The sequence below is a fragment of the Natrialba taiwanensis DSM 12281 genome (genome assembly GCF_000337595.1).
Taxonomy (GTDB): domain Archaea; phylum Halobacteriota; class Halobacteria; order Halobacteriales; family Natrialbaceae; genus Natrialba; species Natrialba taiwanensis.
This window is the reverse complement of sequence record NZ_AOIL01000012.1, coordinates 240,866-256,603: the sequence shown is the minus strand read 5'-3', so window position 1 is coordinate 256,603 and position 15,738 is coordinate 240,866. Positions and strand designations below refer to the sequence as shown.

Sequence of the window (15,738 nt, the reverse complement as noted above, 5' to 3'; positions counted from 1 at the left end):
TCGGATCGAGTTCACTGAAAGCGAATGAAAGGTTGAAACCGGGATAAAAGAGCGCTTGCGTGATTTGAACGCCGAGTATCGACTATTTCGTCTCCCGTCTCGGTGGGAAGAAGTAAAATCCCTCGTCTTCGATACTCGGTCCGATTCGTTCGGCGTTATCGGGCGGTATCCGGCGAAATATGTCCATAGAGAGCGATATCGCAATCACTGTTCGAAATAGTCTCGTCTCTGACCCGAACAGAATGTGACTGTATTCATTCATACTTCTCAAATTGGTATTTCTCTTAGCTCCCCGACGAGAGTTCGCGAAGCGACTCGTCACCGATCTCGTCGAGAACGTGTTCGTGAAACGCCTGGAGCGCGGCGCTTTCGTCTTCGGCGAGGACGACATCGCTCGCCGAAAGCGTCGCCAGCCCGAACGCCCGCGGCGTCGGCGAGTCGAGCAGCGTGCGCTCGACGGCGATCTCGCCCGCCTCGAGTTCGGCGACGAACGCTTCGAGTTCGGCGACGTTGAGTTTGTCTTCCGTGATCTCGCGGTAGGTCTCTTCGATGACGGCGAACTCCTCGAGATCCGCGGCGAACCCGAGGAGCATCTCGCTCGAGACCTGCTGTTCGCTGGCGGATTTCTCGTAGCCCTTGTAGCGTTTAAGGATCATCAGGGCCCGGGTCGCGTTGATTCGGAAGTACCGCTGGAGGAGGTCGGTGCCGTCGACCGCCGCGCGCAGATTCTCCCGAACCTGGTCGGATTCGAGGTCGTCGATGATGCCCTCCACGTCGACTTTTCGATTGAGTGGCATCGAGAGGACGAAGCCGTTGTCCGCGACCGCGACGCGGACGTTCGCCGTCGCCTCCTGTGCACAGTGGTACGCGAGCAGCCGCGAGAAGCCGTCGTTGAACCGGCGACCGTAGTTCGAATGCACGTAGTAATGACGCTCGTACTCCTCGCGGTCGCGTTCGACCTCGATGGCGAGGCGGTCGGGCGTACTCACCGTGTCGGCCCCCGCGTACCGGAACTGGTGATCGAACAGCCGCGCGACGGCCCGCACGCTGTCGTCGTCCAGCGGGAACTCGCGGAGCCACGCCCGGACGCGCGGCGGACCACCCTCCTCGTAGTGGCTGAGCAGATCGGCCTGGAACGCGAGGATTTCACAGCCGAGATCGTACGAGAGCGGCAATCGTTCGGAGTACCATGAGGGCACCGTCGGCCGGGCGCTGGTCCGATCGACATACACCTTCGAGCCGCGCCGGTAGCTGAACTCGAAGTGGTCGCCGCCGAGGACGAAGACGTCGCCCTTCTCCAGGGTATCGAGGTAGTTCTCGTCGAGTTGGCCGACCCACTCGTCGCCGGCGCGGGTAAAGACGTCGCAGGTGAACGAATCCGGAATCGTCCCGATGTTGGTCATGTAGATCACCCGTGCCAGGCGACCCCGCTTGCCGATCAGTGGCGTGCCGACGGGGAACTCCTCGTAGTGGTGCTCGCCGTCGGGCGGGTCGTTTTCGTCGCGCCAGACCTTCGCGTAGACGTTTCTGTCCTCCATGCCCGCGTACTCGGCGGTCAGGTAGCGCATGAGCGACTCGAACTCGGCGTCGGAGTAGTTCCGATAGGGGTAGGCTCGCCGGAGGATCTCGGTGATTTCGGCTTCCGGTCGGATCTCGGCGATCGCCATCCCGTAGACGTGCTGGGCCGCCACGTCCTGGGCGTTCTCGGGGATCGACACAGAGTCGACGAATCCCTCCTCCGCCTTCTTCAGCATGACCGCACACTCGAGGAGTTCGTCGCGGTCGAGCGCGATGACGCGGCCCGTAACGGTCTGGCCGACGCGGTGGCCCGCGCGCCCGACGCGCTGAAGCAGCGAGGCGACCGATTTGGGCGAACCGACCTGCACGACGAGGTCGACGTGGGGCATGTCGATCCCCAGTTCGAGGCTCGTCGAGGAGGTGACCACGTCGAGTTCACCGCTCTTGAGTCGCCTCTCGATGTCCTGGCGAACGTCCTTCGAGAGGCTGCCGTGGTGACAGCCCGAGTTCGTCTCGTCGTAGGCGTCGAAGGTCTCGCGCAGGTTGTGTAACACGCGCTCCGCGCCGGATCTGGTGTTCGTGAAGACGAGCGTGTTCGTGTGCTCCTGAACGTGTTCGTGAAGCATCCGATAGAAGCGCTCTTGAACGACCTCGCGGGAGGTGTTGATCAGATCGTCGGTGGGACATTCGAGTTCGATGTCGAACTCGCGGGCGAAGCGGGCGTCGACGAGTTCGTAGTTACGGGGGTCGCTGTCCGGTACCTCGTCTCCCGGGGGGGCGTCCGGCATGTGTGGTTCCTCACGGCCGACCAGAAACTCCGCGACATCCGAGAGCGGGTCGATGGTCGCGGAGCAGCCGATTCTGGTCAGTTCGTGGTCGGTCATCGCCGCGAGTCGTTCGAGGCTGACCGACAGGTGCGTCCCCCGCTTGCCGGCCGCGAGCGAGTGGATCTCGTCGACGATGACGTACTCCACCGTCCGAAGCTTCTCGCGGAACTTCGGCGAGTTCAGCAGGATGGCAAGTGTTTCGGGCGTCGTGTTGAGGATGTGAGGCGTCTCCTCGAGCATCCGCTGGCGCTCGGCCGAGTCGGTGTCGCCGTGGCGGATGGCGTGGCGGATCTCGCCCATCGACTCGCCGTCCCGATCGGCGACGATCGATTCGATGCCGTCGAGAGGGACCTCGAGATTGCGGTGGATGTCGTTCGCGAGGGACTTGAGCGGCGAGACGTAGAGGCAGTAAACAGAGTTCTCGAGACCGTCCGCCGTCTCTCGGTCTCGTTTGTACAGCGAGTTCAGTATCGAGAGGAACGACGACATGGTCTTTCCCGACCCCGTCGGCGCGCAGATCAACGTGTTCGTCCCCTTGTGGACGTTCGGAATCGCGCCCCGCTGTGGCGGCGTAAAGAAGCCCCCGTTCTCCGGGACGAACTCGCCGAACTCCTCGAGCCACCACTCTTGGACGGCGGGTTCGAGGAGCTCGAACACCTCGCGGTCTTCGATCGCGGTGGTGTCGGGATCGAACGGCAGAGCGTCGTCGGCGATCGGCAACTCGCGGCGCGCGGTCCCATCCATCACCGTCGTCTGGGGGAGCGGCGTGTAAGAGGGTTTGGGCATCGGAGCGAAAGTGGAGTTGCGCGACGACGGACACACTGCGTGCCGGGATCGGCAGATTGATTGGACCCGGGCGACAGCGCACGGACATGCTCGACGTTCCGTTGCACACCGGCGCTACCCATCCGAATCTCGTGTGGATTCTGCTCCCGAGTCTGCTCTCGTTCGCGGCCGGACTCGGCCTGGGAGCGCGATCGAACCGACTGCTCGATCGCGTTCGGTCCGACGATGCGTCCGCATCCGCCGAGTAGTAGCGTCGTCACCGCGTTATAGCGTCGTCACCACGGTAATTCGTCCTGCAATCAGTTCCCCGTTTCAGCAGCGTCGTCGTCGCATCGTCCCGCGAACCATCGGCGTCGCCGGAAAGAGACCGGTGTCGAGGCGCTCGATCGTCTCGACCGCGAACGCATCGTGGGAGACGAACCGCTCGACGGTGTCCCGGTTGAGTTGACACCCGCCCGCGAGTCGCTCCCACAGCGGGTTCAACACGTTCTGCCCCGTCGCTCGCCACCCGTCGGCGCGGACGTGCTCGACGAACCTGAACTCGCCGCCGGGGCTCAGAACGCGTGCGACTTCCTCCAGCGCAACGTCGGGGTCGTGAATCGTACAGAAGACGAGACTGGCGAGGACCGCGTCGAACGCGTCGTCGGGGTAAGGCATCGACTCCGCCCGGGCGTCCCGCAGGTCGACGGCGCACTCGGTTTCGGCCGCTCGAGTCTCGGCCTGTCGGCGCATGTGCGGGTCCGGTTCGATCGCGTGGAACTCGACCGACTCGTCGGTAGCTGCGACGTACGGGAAGTTCGTCCCCGTCCCAGCGCCGACATCGAGAACACGACCATCGAGATCGGCGGTCAGATACCGACGGTGCGGTGCGAACAGGAGCCGGTCCGGGACGACGTAGTCGTACACTGCGGCGAACAGCGGACTCGAGATGTCGTTCGATGCGTCCGGGTCGGCCGTCGAATCGTTCGTCGGTGATGCCATGGCGTGCGTGAGCGACCACGGGACGCCTCATACCAATTGTCCCCGTCAGCGGACCGCGCTCGGCATCAGATCGATCACGTCTGTCGCCACTCCCGGGCTGAACTCGGCCGTCACGAGTTCGGCGCTCTTGTCGAGGATCGAGCCATCGAGTTCGGCGGCGGCCCGCCTCGAAAACGGTCGAAAGCGGTCGCTGAAGTGTCATCCCGTGCGGTCGGCCCGACGGGTTCGACGGGCGCGACGGGAGGCGTTCGGCAAGCGAGTTCCGGTTGCGACCTGGCGGTATCAGGACCCGCCAGCACCGCGTAACGCTTATTCGATCGGTGTCTGTCGGTTTCGCATATCGGCACCGCAGTCCGGACACGAGCCCGCCGCTGTGGCGGTAACGATGGTTCCGCAGTTGAAACACTCGTACACCGATTCCTCGTCGGGGTTGCGTTCGATATCTTTCATCGTACTGAGTAGTGCTGTGGGCAACGACTGTCCACTAAGGAATATTAGTTATATTAGGATGAGCGTGTCTGTTCACTATCTAGCCCTCCGTAGTGACAGGGGTTCACTATTCAACGGGTGGTGCAGTACTTGCCGGAACACCGAGTTCGTCGAACAGAATGGTGAGTAGTTTTCGCTGGACGGTTCGGGTGTGCCGGTAGAACGCGGCGGGGGAGATCGAGAGCATCGTCGCGATCTCCTCGCCGGAGCGCTCTCGCGGCGACTCGAAGTACCCGCTGTAGTAGGCGAACTGGACGACTTCGAGCTGTCTGTCGGTCAGTCGATCGAGCAGTTCGGAACGGAGGTCCTGCGGCGTCGTCCGATCGAGCTGGCGTTTCGACCGGAGTTCGACCGACGAGAACGCCGTCGTCACGATATCGACGCTCCCGCCGCCATCGACGCTATCGGGAGCGTCGACGACGACGCGGGTGAACTCGGGCGTCGCAGTGACGCTCCTGAGGACGAGGCCGTGATCCGCGAGCTGGACGGCGGCGAACGGTCGCGAGAGTTCGAGGCGGACGGTCCCCTCGCGCTCGTCGCCGTCCGCCCCGGTATCGCCGCCGTCGCCGTCGCCGTCGGAATCAGTACTCGCACGGCGCTCGCTGACGATCTGCGCATCCGCCACCGCGACGAGTTCACTCGCCGCCGTCACGACGGCCGCCGCCGGCGCTCCCTCGATGGTGGCAAACACCGTCGCCCCGTTCTCGTGCTGGCGGACGCCGCCGTCGAACGAGATCGTACAATCCGCCCGGCGTGCGAGGCGCGTAAAGACGAAGTTCTCGTCAGCGACCGCGAACTCGAGGCGCGTCGTCGTGTTCGACAGCAGCGCGTGCTTTCGCTCCACGGCCGCGATTGCCGAGGCGATCGTCTCCCCGAGTTCGGCGAGCACCGTCCGCGTCACGTCGTCGAACGCGTCCGGCTGATTCGCGTAGACGGTGACGACGCCGTAGGTGAACTCGTCGTAGGAGAGCGGCACGGCGAGCACCGACTGGTACTCGCGTTCGAGCGCGTCGGTCCGCCACGCCTGGTCGCGCAGGTCGTCGACGACGTTCGAAACGACCGTTTCATCGCGCGTGACGGCTGTTCTGACGGCCGGTTCGCAGTGGCGGAGATTCCGTCGGTCGTCCGTGACGCCCGTCTCGGACGGCTCGTTCGCGTCGGTTGCGTTGGTCACATCGGCCGTGTCGGCTACGTCGGCCGCATCGGTCCCATCGGATTCGAGAGCGGGCAACGATAACGACACGCTATCGAGGTAGTCCCGCCCGCGGTCCGTCCCGCCGTGGGCGCGCGACTCGAGTCGGTCGCCGGCCGAACTCGTCGCTCCGATCCAGGCGAACGAGAACCGATCGGCGGCCGTCAGCCGGTCGCAGACGCCGCGTTCGATCTCCTCGCGGGTCTCGGCCCGGACGAGTTCGTGGTCAATCTCCCGGATAAGTTCGTTGAGTCTGTTGAGTCGCGAGAGCTGTTGGTTTCGCCGTTTGAGCTCGCGGTCGCGTTCGCGGAGCGTGCGCTCCCGGTCGACACGGTCGAACGCGGCTTCGGCCGTCGCCGCCAGCAGGTCGGTCAGTTCGCGACGGATATCGTCGAAAACGCCGACCTCGTCCGATCCCGCGACGAAGACGCCGTGGTCGCCGAGCGGAACGAACGCGGCGCTTCGGATCTCCGTCGTCGGATCGGCGAGCAGCGGCGACTCGTGAACGTCCGCCAGGAACCGGCTCTCGCCGTCGACGAAGACCTCGCCCGCGATGCTGTCGCCGACCTGCTGGGACGACAGCGGGCCGTGTAACGTTCGCATCGACGCCGACCGGGCGGCGGGACGGAAGACGTTCTCGTCGGTATCGAACAGGTACACCGCGCTCGCCTCCAGATCGAGGATGTCCGTCGCGTCGTCGACCACGATATCCGCGATCTCCCGGCCCGTCTCGGCGTACAACAGCTCGCGGGCGGTTCGATGAAGCGCCGTCAACGCCTCCTCGCGGCGCTTTCGCATCGTTACGTCGCGACAGCTGTAGAGGATCGTCCCGCCCTGAATCGACACCTCGCGGACGTTGACCAGCAGCGTGTGCTCGCGACCCGCCTTGTCCGTCGCCGTACACTCGATGTTTGTCAGGACACCCTCCGCGGCGAGTTCAGCGCGGTCGAACAGATCGGGGCCGAGCAGGTCGTCGATCGAACCGAACTCGTAGATCTCCTCGTCCGTGTAGCCGAAGATGAAGTGGACGTTCGGACAGACATAGGTGAACTCGCCCTCGTCGTCGGTGATGAGGACGGTGTCGGTCATGTTGTTCAACGTGACTCGGTGGAGTTCCTCCGACTCGCGCCGCTCGCGTTCGAGCGCGGCACGTTCGGTGACGTCCGTCGCCCGGACGAACAGGGACGCGACGGTCCCCGACTCGTCGGTGACGGGGCGGACCGTCAGCTCGAGCGTCTGCGTCTCGCGATCCGTCGCTCGCTCGCGCTCGATCATCACCTCCCGCCGGACGAGCCGTCCGGTCGCCGCCGTCTCGGTCGCACGTCGAATCGCCTCCCGGTCTCCATCGACAGACTCCCAGAGCGGGAGCGACCAGAACGAACGCCCGCGACTCGCATCCGCCGTCGAGTTCGGATCCACGCCCGCGGACGCGTCACGGTCGGCGATCGACGTACTGTTCGCCCGGCGAACGGTGCCATCGGGAGCGAGAACCCAGGCGTAGGTCTCCTGATCGTCGAAAACCGCCTCGAACTGCCGCGCCTTTGCCCGCCGTCGCTCCCGGGTTCGACCGTGTGCGATCGCCCGCTCGATAGCCGTCGTCACTTTCTCGCGGGTCGTCTCCGCGTCGGTCGACCGCGAACCGGCGGACTCGGAGCCGGTAGCAGTATCCGTATCGGTATCCGTTTCGGTCCCAGTACCGGTTTCGGCCTCGGTTTCGGCCCCGGTCTCGGAACCCGAGCGCGGAACGTACTCCGTCACACCCGCAGCAATAGCCTCGCTCGCGAGCGCTTCGCTACCGTCCGCCGGCGAGAGAACGACCGGCAGTTCGGTATCCGCGTCCGTCTGCTGCTCGCGATGACGGATCGACTCGAGCAGTTCGAGACCGGTTCCGTCCGGCAACTCGCCCGCCGTCACCAGACAGTCGACAGCGACGCTGTCCGATTCGAGTTCGGAACGCGCACCAGCCATCGTCGAGATGCTCCAACAGTCGTCCACCTCGGCCGGCACGAGAGCGGCCTCATCAGTACCATCGTCCTCGTTCTCATCGTTGAACTCGGCTTCGCCGTCGAGTCCGACGACGAGGAGCCGCGTCGGGTCGCTATCGTCCATCCGTACGGAACCCATTCACTGGGAATACGTAACAGGGTCTAGAGAAGGTACCGGTTCCACCAGTCACGCCCTCGCAGGACCACGCGCATCAGGACAGACTGCCGTCTCCAAACGAACTCGATACGGGAACCGATACTCGTTCACGGTTCGAGACCGAACGGGGACGTATGTCCACTGCCGTTACCGCCGCGGTCGACGACAGGGAGCCGCCCGCGCTCGTCTCGGCCGTCCGCGACCACCCCGACGTAACGGGCGTCACGGTCGATCGACTGTCGGCCGGCGACATCACGATCGGGCCGGTCGGCATCGAGCGCAAGACGCCGCGCGACTACGTCTCGAGCGCCATGGGACGGTCCGGACCGGATCTGTACGATCAGGTCGAACGACTCGACGACGCCGTCACACACGCGTACGTGCTGCTCGAGGGTGACTTCTCGGATTTCGAGTCGCTGCGAACGAACGTCTCTCCGACTGCAATCCGCGGGTCGATGGCGTCGATCACGGCCCGTCACTCGGTCCCGATAATCCCCTGTACCGACCAGTCGCAACTGGTCGACTTCTCCGTTCGACTCGCCCACAAACACACCGACGCAGCCTCGACACGGCCGCTCTCTTCGGGTGCTGTTCCAAGCCGACGCGAACCGACGACCAAACGAATGTACGGCTGTATCGACGGCATCGGTCCTGAACTCGCGACCGTGCTCTACGAACGGTATCCAACTGTCGAATCCCTGCTCCAAGCGAGCGTCGAGGATCTGACTCGGATCGATGGTATCGGCGAAACACGAGCGCGAACGATCGCTGCGGCAGTTCGTGAGTGATCGCGTCCCGCAAGACGGCGTGTCCGGTCACGAAATCTCGGTCGGGGCGATGTCGCGCATCGGCTCCCAGCCATCATCCGGATCGACGCGGCCGGCGAGGACGGCGTTGAGGGCAGCACCGAGAAGCAGACAGAGTCCGCCGAAGTAGACCCAGGTGAGAACCAGCAGGACAGCCCCGGCGATACCGAACAGTGCGACGCTCTCGGTGGTCGAGACGTAGATGCGAAAGCCGAGCGACAGGACGGTCCAGACGAGGGCCGCAAATAGCGCGCCGGGGAGGACTTCGCGCGCGGAGACGCCGGCCGGCGGGAAGAGGTAGTACATCGGGAAGAACACGACGAGCAGGAGGGACGCGAGGAGAACGCTGCTTGCGGCCGTTGCTACCGCGCCACCGACGAAAACGGAGAGACTCACACCGACGACGCTAACCAGCGTGACGCCGAGAGCAACCGTCGCCGTGAGCAGTGCGGCGTTGACGGCTGTCACGAGGGTTACCGTCGCCGCGTTGGCGACGGACGACTGGGTTTTTCGTGCGCCGTAGATCTCGGCAAACGCACTGTTTACCTAAATCGAGGCGCTACTGCCCCTTCCTCAGCGAGCGTCATCAGAACGCGACACGTTCTGATTGGCAGTCAGAAATCAACGATTNTACTGCCCCTTCCTCAGCGAGCGTCATCAGAACGCGACACGTTCTGATTGGCAGTCAGAAATCAACGATTTCTGACGACGCCCGAAGGCGCGAGCAGGGAGGGGACACAGCGTCCCCAGAAATCGAAGATTTCTGGTGTGCGAACGAGACACGGAGCATCTCGTCAACGCCGCTCGTGTTTCTTGCATTGTTCTACAGCAGGCCCGCAGACCAACGCTATCGGTGGCTTTATGTTTCTACGTAGTGTAAACATTGGTAATGGATCGATACGAGGTCGAAGGGCACGAAGTCCACGAAGCCGACGTCAAACCAACCGGNTTATGTTTCTACGTAGTGTAAACATTGGTAATGGATCGATACGAGGTCGAAGGGCACGAAGTCCACGAAGCCGACGTCAAACCAACCGGAAACGGCGCTCACGTGCTCGTTCCCAAGCGGTGGCGAGGTACCACTGTCAAAGTCGTCCGCGTCACCGATCCAAACGGCGAAGACGAGTAGGCCATGCGCTACAACTACAGGTATCGGCTCAACCCGACCGACGAACTCCACGAACAGTTAGCGTGGACTGTCGATACCTGCAGACAGGTCTCCAACCACTTTCTGCACCGACTCAACCGAGAGAACGGAACCTCGGCATACTCCGAGCAGTCAGTCCTTCCCGACCTCAAGAACTGGTAGACCGACCTCAAACAAGTCCACTCGAAAGTGCTGCAGAAAGTCGTACAGCAGCTGTACGACACCCTCTCAACACTGAAGGGCCGGAAGGACAATGGCTACCGCGTCGGCGAACTCAAGTGGAAGGCTCCGAAGGAATATCGCTCGATCACGTACAGTCAAACCGGCTTCGAACTCAACAACACGAGTGGCCGTCGATCCGGCCGGAACGACCAAAGAGTGTGCGGCCTGTGGCGTCGAGACGGACAAACCACTGTGGGTTCGCGAGCACTCGTGCCCCTCATGCGGGTTCACNAAAATCGCACTGTGATTTTCGAACGCCTGTGGAGACTGCGCTCCCTACGGGAACCACTTCGGTTCCTGCAAAGCGCGTTCGCCAGACTCTGTCTGGCGGGCTGTCAGACACAGTCTGACAACGTCGTGGAAACAGGAAGCCCCATCTGCTCACGGGCGCGAAGCGCCCGTTCGCATGGTCCGTGAGACCTTCGGTCTCACGCTACCCTCAAGGAGCGAACGGTGTCAGCCGTGAGCGAGTAGGGTGGGGTAGTTCACAACGTCTCCACCGCCGGATTCAACGCGGTCGATTGCGCCGTCTAGGTCGCCGTTAACGTGCAGATAGACGACAAGCCCAGTATCTGTCGGCGTGTACGTAATCGTCGCGCCGTTGTCGGTCGTGAACTCGTCGGTTTCGATGATCATACCGCCGACTTCCCCTTCGTCGCTGTCGAACATTCCGGCTCGACCACTGGGGGCTTCCGCGTCATCCTCTTCGGGGGAATACAGGTCGATATCACGATCGAGAACGGTCGAATAGAACTCGACAGCTCTGTCGAAGTCGGTACTGGGGATTTCGAACCAGCTGAGTGCGTGGGTCATATTGTGGCTTCCGTAGAGAGGGGTTGCCTCGCTAGAGAGGTGGTGCTCTGAGACGATATAGAGTGCTCTCTGCAGGTGAAAGGTGATTTCACTCCGAGTAGTGAGTCGTCATGGAGACAGTTACGAGTGCGACTCAGNGGTGCTCTGAGACGATATAGAGTGCTCTCTGCAGGTGAAAGGTGATTTCACTCCGAGTAGTGAGTCGTCATGGAGACAGTTACGAGTGCGACTCAGCTAGATAGAACAGTCGTGCGAAGATGTCAGGGTGGTCATCCCTGACAGACGAAATGCACGTGTTGCAGACGTGTTGGAATGCTAGCCTCGCAGTAGGGGGAGTGGATCGGCTACGAGACCGGATCAGCCTTCGAAACGGATGGGTATAATACATTATCTGTTGGCAAGTGTTGCCTTGCCATACTATCGTGGCCGTGGGGTGAACGATACGATTTCGGGAGTGACTGTGCGGGTGAGAGATAGACGGGTTTTAGCTGGTGGACGCCTAGAAGATGTGATGACAGTCCACCGTTCGTTCGATTCGGAGTCAGTGAGGGAATCTGAGTCCGGGTCTGAGTCTACGTCCGAGCCTGAGTCTGAATCGCCAACCGAGCCGGAAACCGACGGAAGCGGTGAGTCGAGTTCAGGGCGGCGTCAAGGTGAGGAACATCCTGAAAGAGCAACCGCCGAGCGGCTGGCGGAGATCGAGCAGCAACTCGTACAGGTACAACGAACGCTCGTTGCAGTGGCACAGGTTGCGGATATCTCGATCGGGGGGCCGTGCGCCTACTGTGAGCGCAGTCGAGTGCTCCTCATCGACGGTGAACTCCGCTGTCCAGAGTGTGGCTATCAACGGTCTCTCTGAGGTGAGAGTGACTGGGGCCGCCTCCGACCGGCACTCGTTTTCGAATAGCCGTCTCGAGCTCACCGTGCTCGCTGCAAGCAAATGACTGGACGAGCATTAGGGGCCCGTTCGTTGAAGCGGTACTGGCCATGGCTGACGACGACTCATCGCACGAGAACGCAACTGATCCGGACGCGTTCGAGACAGCGACGCGACCGGACGACCAGCGGAGTGATCCAGAGCCGATTCGGACGGACGGATCGGGTTCGGACGATTCGACCGGGACGAGCGACGGTCGGGGAGACGACCTTGACGAGGAGAGCAAGCAGGACCAACTCGACGAGGTCCGGGAGGATGCGGATGGTGAGTACCTGACGACGGACCACGGCGTACGGGTGACCGATACCGACAACTCGCTGAAGGCGAGCGAGCGCGGGCCGACGATCATGGACGACTTCCACTTCCGGGAGAAGATGACCCAGTTCGACCACGAGTCGATCCCGGAGAGAGTCGTCCACGCCCGCGGGACGGGCGCGCACGGCTACTTCCAGCCCTACGACGATCCCGATCTGGGCGAGTACGACGACATTTCGGAGATTACGAAGGCGTCCTTCCTGCAGGACCCCGGCCAGAAGACGCCGGTGTTCACCCGGTTCTCGACGGTCGTCGGTTCGCGCGGTTCCGCGGATACGGTCCGCGACGTGCGGGGCTTTGCCACCAAATTCTACACCGAGGACGGGAACTGGGACTTGGTCGGGAACAACATCCCGGTATTCTTCATTCAGGATGCGATGGAGTTTCCGGACCTAGTGCACGCCATCAAGCCCGAACCCGACGACGCGGTTCCACAGGCTGCCTCCGCTCACGACACGTTCTGGGACTTCGCCTCGCTCAAACCGGAGATCACGCACATGCTCATGTGGCTGCTCTCCGGGCGGGCGTTGCCCCGTGCCTACTGGATGATGCAGGGCTTTGGCGTCCACACGTTCCGATTCGTCAACGACGAGGGCGAGTCGCGGTTCGTCAAGTTCCACTGGACGCCAAAGCTCGGGACGAACCAGCTCGTCTGGGACGAAACCCAGAAGATCGCCGGCAAGAACCCCGACTTCAACCGCGAAGGGCTCTACGACATCATCGACGAGGGATACGAGCCCGAGTGGGAACTCGGCGTCCAGATTGTCGAGGAGGACGATGCGGATCAGTTCGACTTCGACCTGCTCGACCCGACGAAGATCATCCCCGAGACGGAGGTTCCAGTCAGGCCGATCGGGAAGATGGTGCTGAACGAACGGCCGGACAACTTCTTCGCCGAAGTCGAGCAAGTGGCGTTCCACCCGGGCAACGTCGTTCCGGGGATCGACTTCACGAACGATCCGCTTCTCCAGGGTCGATTGTTCTCCTACCAGGACACGCAGCTCAATCGATTCAACAGCGCCAACTGGGACGAGATCCCGATCAACCGTCCCATCGCGGAACGACACAACAACCAGCGCGCCGGCTTCATGCGCCAGGAGATCAACGAGGGCGAGGCCACCTACAAGCCGAACTCGATCGACGACGACGATCCGCAGGAGGCCACGGAGGAGGAGGGCGGCTACGAACACCACGCCGAACGGATCGACGGGAAGAAGATCCGAAATCGCAGCGAGAGCTTTCAGGAACACTTCGACCAGGCGCGACTGTTCTGGAACAGCATGACCGAGCCCGAGAAACGACACATCGTCAAGGCCGCTCACTTCGAACTCAACAAGGTCGACCGCATGGAGATCCGCGAGCGCGTCGTCTACGACCTCTTCAATAACGTCGATCACGAGTTCGCAAACCGAGTCGCGAAGGGCATCGGCGTCGAACCGCCCGAATCACCGGGAGACGAACTCTCGGAGCACGACGAGGAGGACCCGTCACTGAGCATGGAAAACCGGACGGCGGATTCGATCGAGACACGAACGGTTGCGATCCTCCTTGATGATGGCTTCGAGGACGAGCACGTCAAACGGCTTCAGTCGGCACTGGACGATGCGGGGGCACGGACCAAGATCATCTCGAAGGTCGTCGGAGAGAAGGCGGGAACGGATGGAGACTCCGTCGATGCCGATCAGAATCACGTGACGGCGACCTCCGTCGTCTTCGATGCGATCGTCGTTCCCGGCGGCAGCGACAGCGTCGACGCGCTGGCCCAACAGGGCGAACCGAAACAGTTCATCGAGGAAGCGTTCAAACACCACAAACCGATCGCCGCTCTGGGCGACGGAACGGATCTCTTCGAGTCGGTCGACCTGCCGAATATCGAACTCGCGGCCGACGGTGAACTCGTCTCTGACGCTGGTGTCGTGACGTGTCGTAACGACGACCTCGACGAGTTCATCACGGCGGTTGTCGATGCAGTTGCAGCGCATCGCCACTGGGACCGAGATCTGGAAACGGTACCGGCGTAGGAACGCCCGCTTCGGGGAGCGGTCTTTCGCGCCGTATTCGACGTGGAATTCGTACCGAACGCCGATCGTTGTCTACGAATCGTCACTGAATCGGATTCTGTTATGCCAATATCCAGTATCCGATCCACAATAGGGTTATATCCCGTACGATTGTTTGCTTATATCCGGCAAAGCAGGATATTAGACGCAACAATTAGATTAATTAGTGTACAGACCGTTACTCCAATTGTCGGCGTTGAAGCCGACCCCGCGACGCATTGGCTACCGAATACTGCGAGTGCCGGTGGAACACTCTGCTCAATCGATGGCGGCGGGCATTCGTGGCTGTGTGCCCGCCGTCCTACACACCAGACATACTTTTTAGCCCCTCGATTGTCCTCACAAAGAGATAGCGAGACGGAGCCACAGCGAACCCGGCGACCGTCACTTCACACGGGACACTGACTCCGCCGTGGCCGCCTTCGTCTCGAGAACCCGGTGTGCGTAGAACGCGACCGAGAAATCCTGTGGACTCGGTATCGCACACGCAAGCCAGCCAATTGCGATTGCCGTCCCGACGGGAGAGTCGACAAGCGCAACAGGGGCAGGTGCAACGCCGAAACCGAACACGAAGATCGGGAGCGCAAGCGACAGCGGGGCGAGTGCTGCAACCCGCAAGACCCAGGGCGGCTCCGTTCCGTTCGGTCGCGGGCGGACAACTGCCCACGGACAACTCGCGAGAACACCCGCGATTCCACTCGCTCGTCCCGGGAGATACGAGATCGTGAACTCGATCCGGCCACTCCACAGGACGAGTGCGTGCGTCCACTCGTGTGCGACGAGCCCCAGCCCAACCGTCACCACGAGTGCGACCCCAGCGGACACGAAATCCGGTCCGATCTCAATCCCACTCATCGGCCGGTCGAGTGCCACCTCCATCCCCGAGACGCGGCCACTCGCCGATCGGTCAACCGTCCAGTCATCCCACCACTACACTCCTTGCGATACCCGCCCAAGACGTTCCGGCTGTACAGGTTGCCGTATTAAGGCCTCGACCGCTGTGAACGAGTCGGCGAATCGAAACTGAAGAAAGACCAGCCGGTCACTACTGGTCCCCTACGCCGGACCTTCCTCTTGATCCACGAGTTCGAAGAGATCGTTGTACCCCTCGTCACTCGGTAACTGGTCTCGGATGTCGTCGAGCGCACCCGCCGTTACCGCCTCCGCGACGACGTCGATAACGACTTGTGCGTGAAACGCGGCCGCTGCCGGATCGTCGTCGCCGACATCCGACTGGTCGTCGACACGCGAAACGAACTCGTCGAAGTCGAAGCGTTCGACCTCGTCGACTTCCTCGAGGAAGCGTCCGAGTTCTTCGGGTAACTGGGCGGCGAGGTTCTCGGCTTCTCCCGGCTGAACGCGCTCGGAGAGCGTCGTCAGCGTCGCCCGGGAGATGCCCAGTGCCGCCTCTCGTGAATCGAGTTGTGCTCGGTTCTGGACCGCACCGATGAAGTCATTGTACTGCATGATCACTCCTTCTCCGACGCGTTTGGTGAGGCTACC

General features: G+C 62.3%; 13 protein-coding genes and 2 pseudogenes. 7 read left to right on the top strand and 8 right to left on the bottom strand.

Features of this window, described 5'->3' with window-relative positions; translation table 11 throughout:
* Positions 1–284 precede the first annotated feature (284 nt).
* Entirely contained in the window at positions 285–3,089 is a 2,805-nt protein-coding gene (locus C484_RS03525) for an ATP-dependent helicase (RefSeq protein ID WP_006824594.1), read from the bottom strand.
* Between the two features lie 128 nt (positions 3,090–3,217).
* Between C484_RS03525 and C484_RS23540 the strand changes: the two genes are divergently transcribed.
* A complete protein-coding gene (locus C484_RS23540) occupies positions 3,218–3,379 on the top strand; it encodes a hypothetical protein (RefSeq protein WP_006824593.1) in 162 nt (53 codons plus the stop codon).
* Positions 3,380–3,443: 64 nt separating this feature from the next.
* Here C484_RS23540 and C484_RS03520 read toward each other — a convergent pair whose 3' ends face one another.
* The 3 genes from C484_RS03520 to C484_RS03515 all read right to left on the bottom strand — a co-directional run bounded on the left by C484_RS03520 (position 3,444) and on the right by C484_RS03515 (position 7,917).
* Positions 3,444–4,112 (bottom strand): class I SAM-dependent methyltransferase, encoded by a 669-nt coding sequence (locus C484_RS03520; protein ID WP_006824592.1) that lies wholly within the window; start codon positions 4,110–4,112, stop codon positions 3,444–3,446.
* Between the two features lie 309 nt (positions 4,113–4,421).
* Positions 4,422–4,562: a rubrerythrin-like domain-containing protein gene (locus tag C484_RS22820; RefSeq protein WP_006666264.1), complete on the bottom strand. Its 141-nt coding sequence runs from the start codon at positions 4,560–4,562 to the stop codon at positions 4,422–4,424.
* A gap of 106 nt (positions 4,563–4,668) precedes the next feature.
* Positions 4,669–7,917, bottom strand: coding sequence for a bacterio-opsin activator domain-containing protein (locus tag C484_RS03515; RefSeq protein ID WP_049914997.1), 3,249 nt, complete (start codon positions 7,915–7,917; stop codon positions 4,669–4,671).
* A gap of 152 nt (positions 7,918–8,069) precedes the next feature.
* Between C484_RS03515 and C484_RS03510 the strand changes: the two genes are divergently transcribed.
* Positions 8,070–8,723 carry an ERCC4 domain-containing protein gene (locus C484_RS03510; protein WP_006824590.1) on the top strand — a complete coding sequence of 218 codons (654 nt, stop codon included), beginning with the start codon at positions 8,070–8,072 and terminating at the stop codon, positions 8,721–8,723.
* Positions 8,724–8,750: 27 nt separating this feature from the next.
* Here the strand turns inward: C484_RS03510 and C484_RS03505 are convergent.
* A pseudogene (locus C484_RS03505) lies at positions 8,751–9,287 on the bottom strand (YhjD/YihY/BrkB family envelope integrity protein); the annotation flags it as partial.
* 433 nt (positions 9,288–9,720) lie between these two features.
* Here C484_RS03505 and C484_RS22815 point away from each other — a divergent pair.
* The 3 genes and pseudogenes from C484_RS22815 to C484_RS24870 all read left to right on the top strand — a co-directional run bounded on the left by C484_RS22815 (position 9,721) and on the right by C484_RS24870 (position 10,357).
* Complete coding sequence (locus C484_RS22815) at positions 9,721–9,870, top strand: DUF2080 family transposase-associated protein (protein WP_006824588.1); 150 nt, start codon at positions 9,721–9,723, stop codon at positions 9,868–9,870.
* Between the two features lie 3 nt (positions 9,871–9,873).
* Positions 9,874–10,242 (top strand): annotated as a pseudogene (locus C484_RS24875) (helix-turn-helix domain-containing protein); the annotation flags it as partial.
* Entirely contained in the window at positions 10,142–10,357 is a 216-nt protein-coding gene (locus C484_RS24870) for a zinc ribbon domain-containing protein (protein ID WP_394295295.1), read from the top strand. The pseudogene C484_RS24875 and the gene C484_RS24870, both read left to right, overlap by 101 nt.
* A 209-nt stretch (positions 10,358–10,566) precedes the next feature.
* Here the strand turns inward: C484_RS24870 and C484_RS03495 are convergent, their stop codons facing one another.
* Positions 10,567–10,923: a VOC family protein gene (locus C484_RS03495; RefSeq protein ID WP_006824586.1), complete on the bottom strand. Its 357-nt coding sequence runs from the start codon at positions 10,921–10,923 to the stop codon at positions 10,567–10,569.
* Positions 10,924–11,434: 511 nt separating this feature from the next.
* On the opposite strand from C484_RS03495, the gene C484_RS22810 reads away from it, so the two are divergent.
* The gene (locus C484_RS22810; RefSeq protein ID WP_152422652.1) at positions 11,435–11,782 is read left to right on the top strand and encodes a hypothetical protein; all 348 of its coding nucleotides are present in this window, start codon (positions 11,435–11,437) and stop codon (positions 11,780–11,782) included.
* Positions 11,783–11,910: 128 nt separating this feature from the next.
* A complete protein-coding gene (locus C484_RS03485) occupies positions 11,911–14,196 on the top strand; it encodes a catalase (protein WP_006824585.1) in 2,286 nt (761 codons plus the stop codon).
* A gap of 423 nt (positions 14,197–14,619) precedes the next feature.
* Here the strand turns inward: C484_RS03485 and C484_RS03480 are convergent, their stop codons facing one another.
* Complete coding sequence (locus C484_RS03480; RefSeq protein ID WP_006824584.1) at positions 14,620–15,114, bottom strand: hypothetical protein; 495 nt, start codon at positions 15,112–15,114, stop codon at positions 14,620–14,622.
* 177 nt (positions 15,115–15,291) lie between these two features.
* Complete coding sequence (locus C484_RS03475; protein WP_006824583.1) at positions 15,292–15,702, bottom strand: DUF2267 domain-containing protein; 411 nt, start codon at positions 15,700–15,702, stop codon at positions 15,292–15,294.
* Positions 15,703–15,738 lie beyond the last annotated feature (36 nt).

Excerpts from the sequence above, each read along its gene's own strand:
- C484_RS03525 (WP_006824594.1), bottom strand. The coding sequence starts at position 3,089 with ATGGATGGGACCGCGCGCCGCGAGTTGCCGATCGCCGACGACGCTCTG.
- C484_RS23540 (WP_006824593.1), top strand. The coding sequence starts at position 3,218 with ATGCTCGACGTTCCGTTGCACACCGGCGCTACCCATCCGAATCTCGTG.
- C484_RS03520 (WP_006824592.1), bottom strand. The coding sequence starts at position 4,112 with ATGGCATCACCGACGAACGATTCGACGGCCGACCCGGACGCATCGAAC.
- C484_RS22820 (WP_006666264.1), bottom strand. The coding sequence starts at position 4,562 with ATGAAAGATATCGAACGCAACCCCGACGAGGAATCGGTGTACGAGTGT.
- C484_RS03515 (WP_049914997.1), bottom strand. The coding sequence starts at position 7,917 with ATGGGTTCCGTACGGATGGACGATAGCGACCCGACGCGGCTCCTCGTC.
- C484_RS03510 (WP_006824590.1), top strand. The coding sequence starts at position 8,070 with ATGTCCACTGCCGTTACCGCCGCGGTCGACGACAGGGAGCCGCCCGCG.
- C484_RS22815 (WP_006824588.1), top strand. The coding sequence starts at position 9,721 with ATGGATCGATACGAGGTCGAAGGGCACGAAGTCCACGAAGCCGACGTC.
- C484_RS03495 (WP_006824586.1), bottom strand. The coding sequence starts at position 10,923 with ATGACCCACGCACTCAGCTGGTTCGAAATCCCCAGTACCGACTTCGAC.
- C484_RS22810 (WP_152422652.1), top strand. The coding sequence starts at position 11,435 with ATGACAGTCCACCGTTCGTTCGATTCGGAGTCAGTGAGGGAATCTGAG.
- C484_RS03485 (WP_006824585.1), top strand. The coding sequence starts at position 11,911 with ATGGCTGACGACGACTCATCGCACGAGAACGCAACTGATCCGGACGCG.
- C484_RS03480 (WP_006824584.1), bottom strand. The coding sequence starts at position 15,114 with ATGGAGGTGGCACTCGACCGGCCGATGAGTGGGATTGAGATCGGACCG.
- C484_RS03475 (WP_006824583.1), bottom strand. The coding sequence starts at position 15,702 with ATGCAGTACAATGACTTCATCGGTGCGGTCCAGAACCGAGCACAACTC.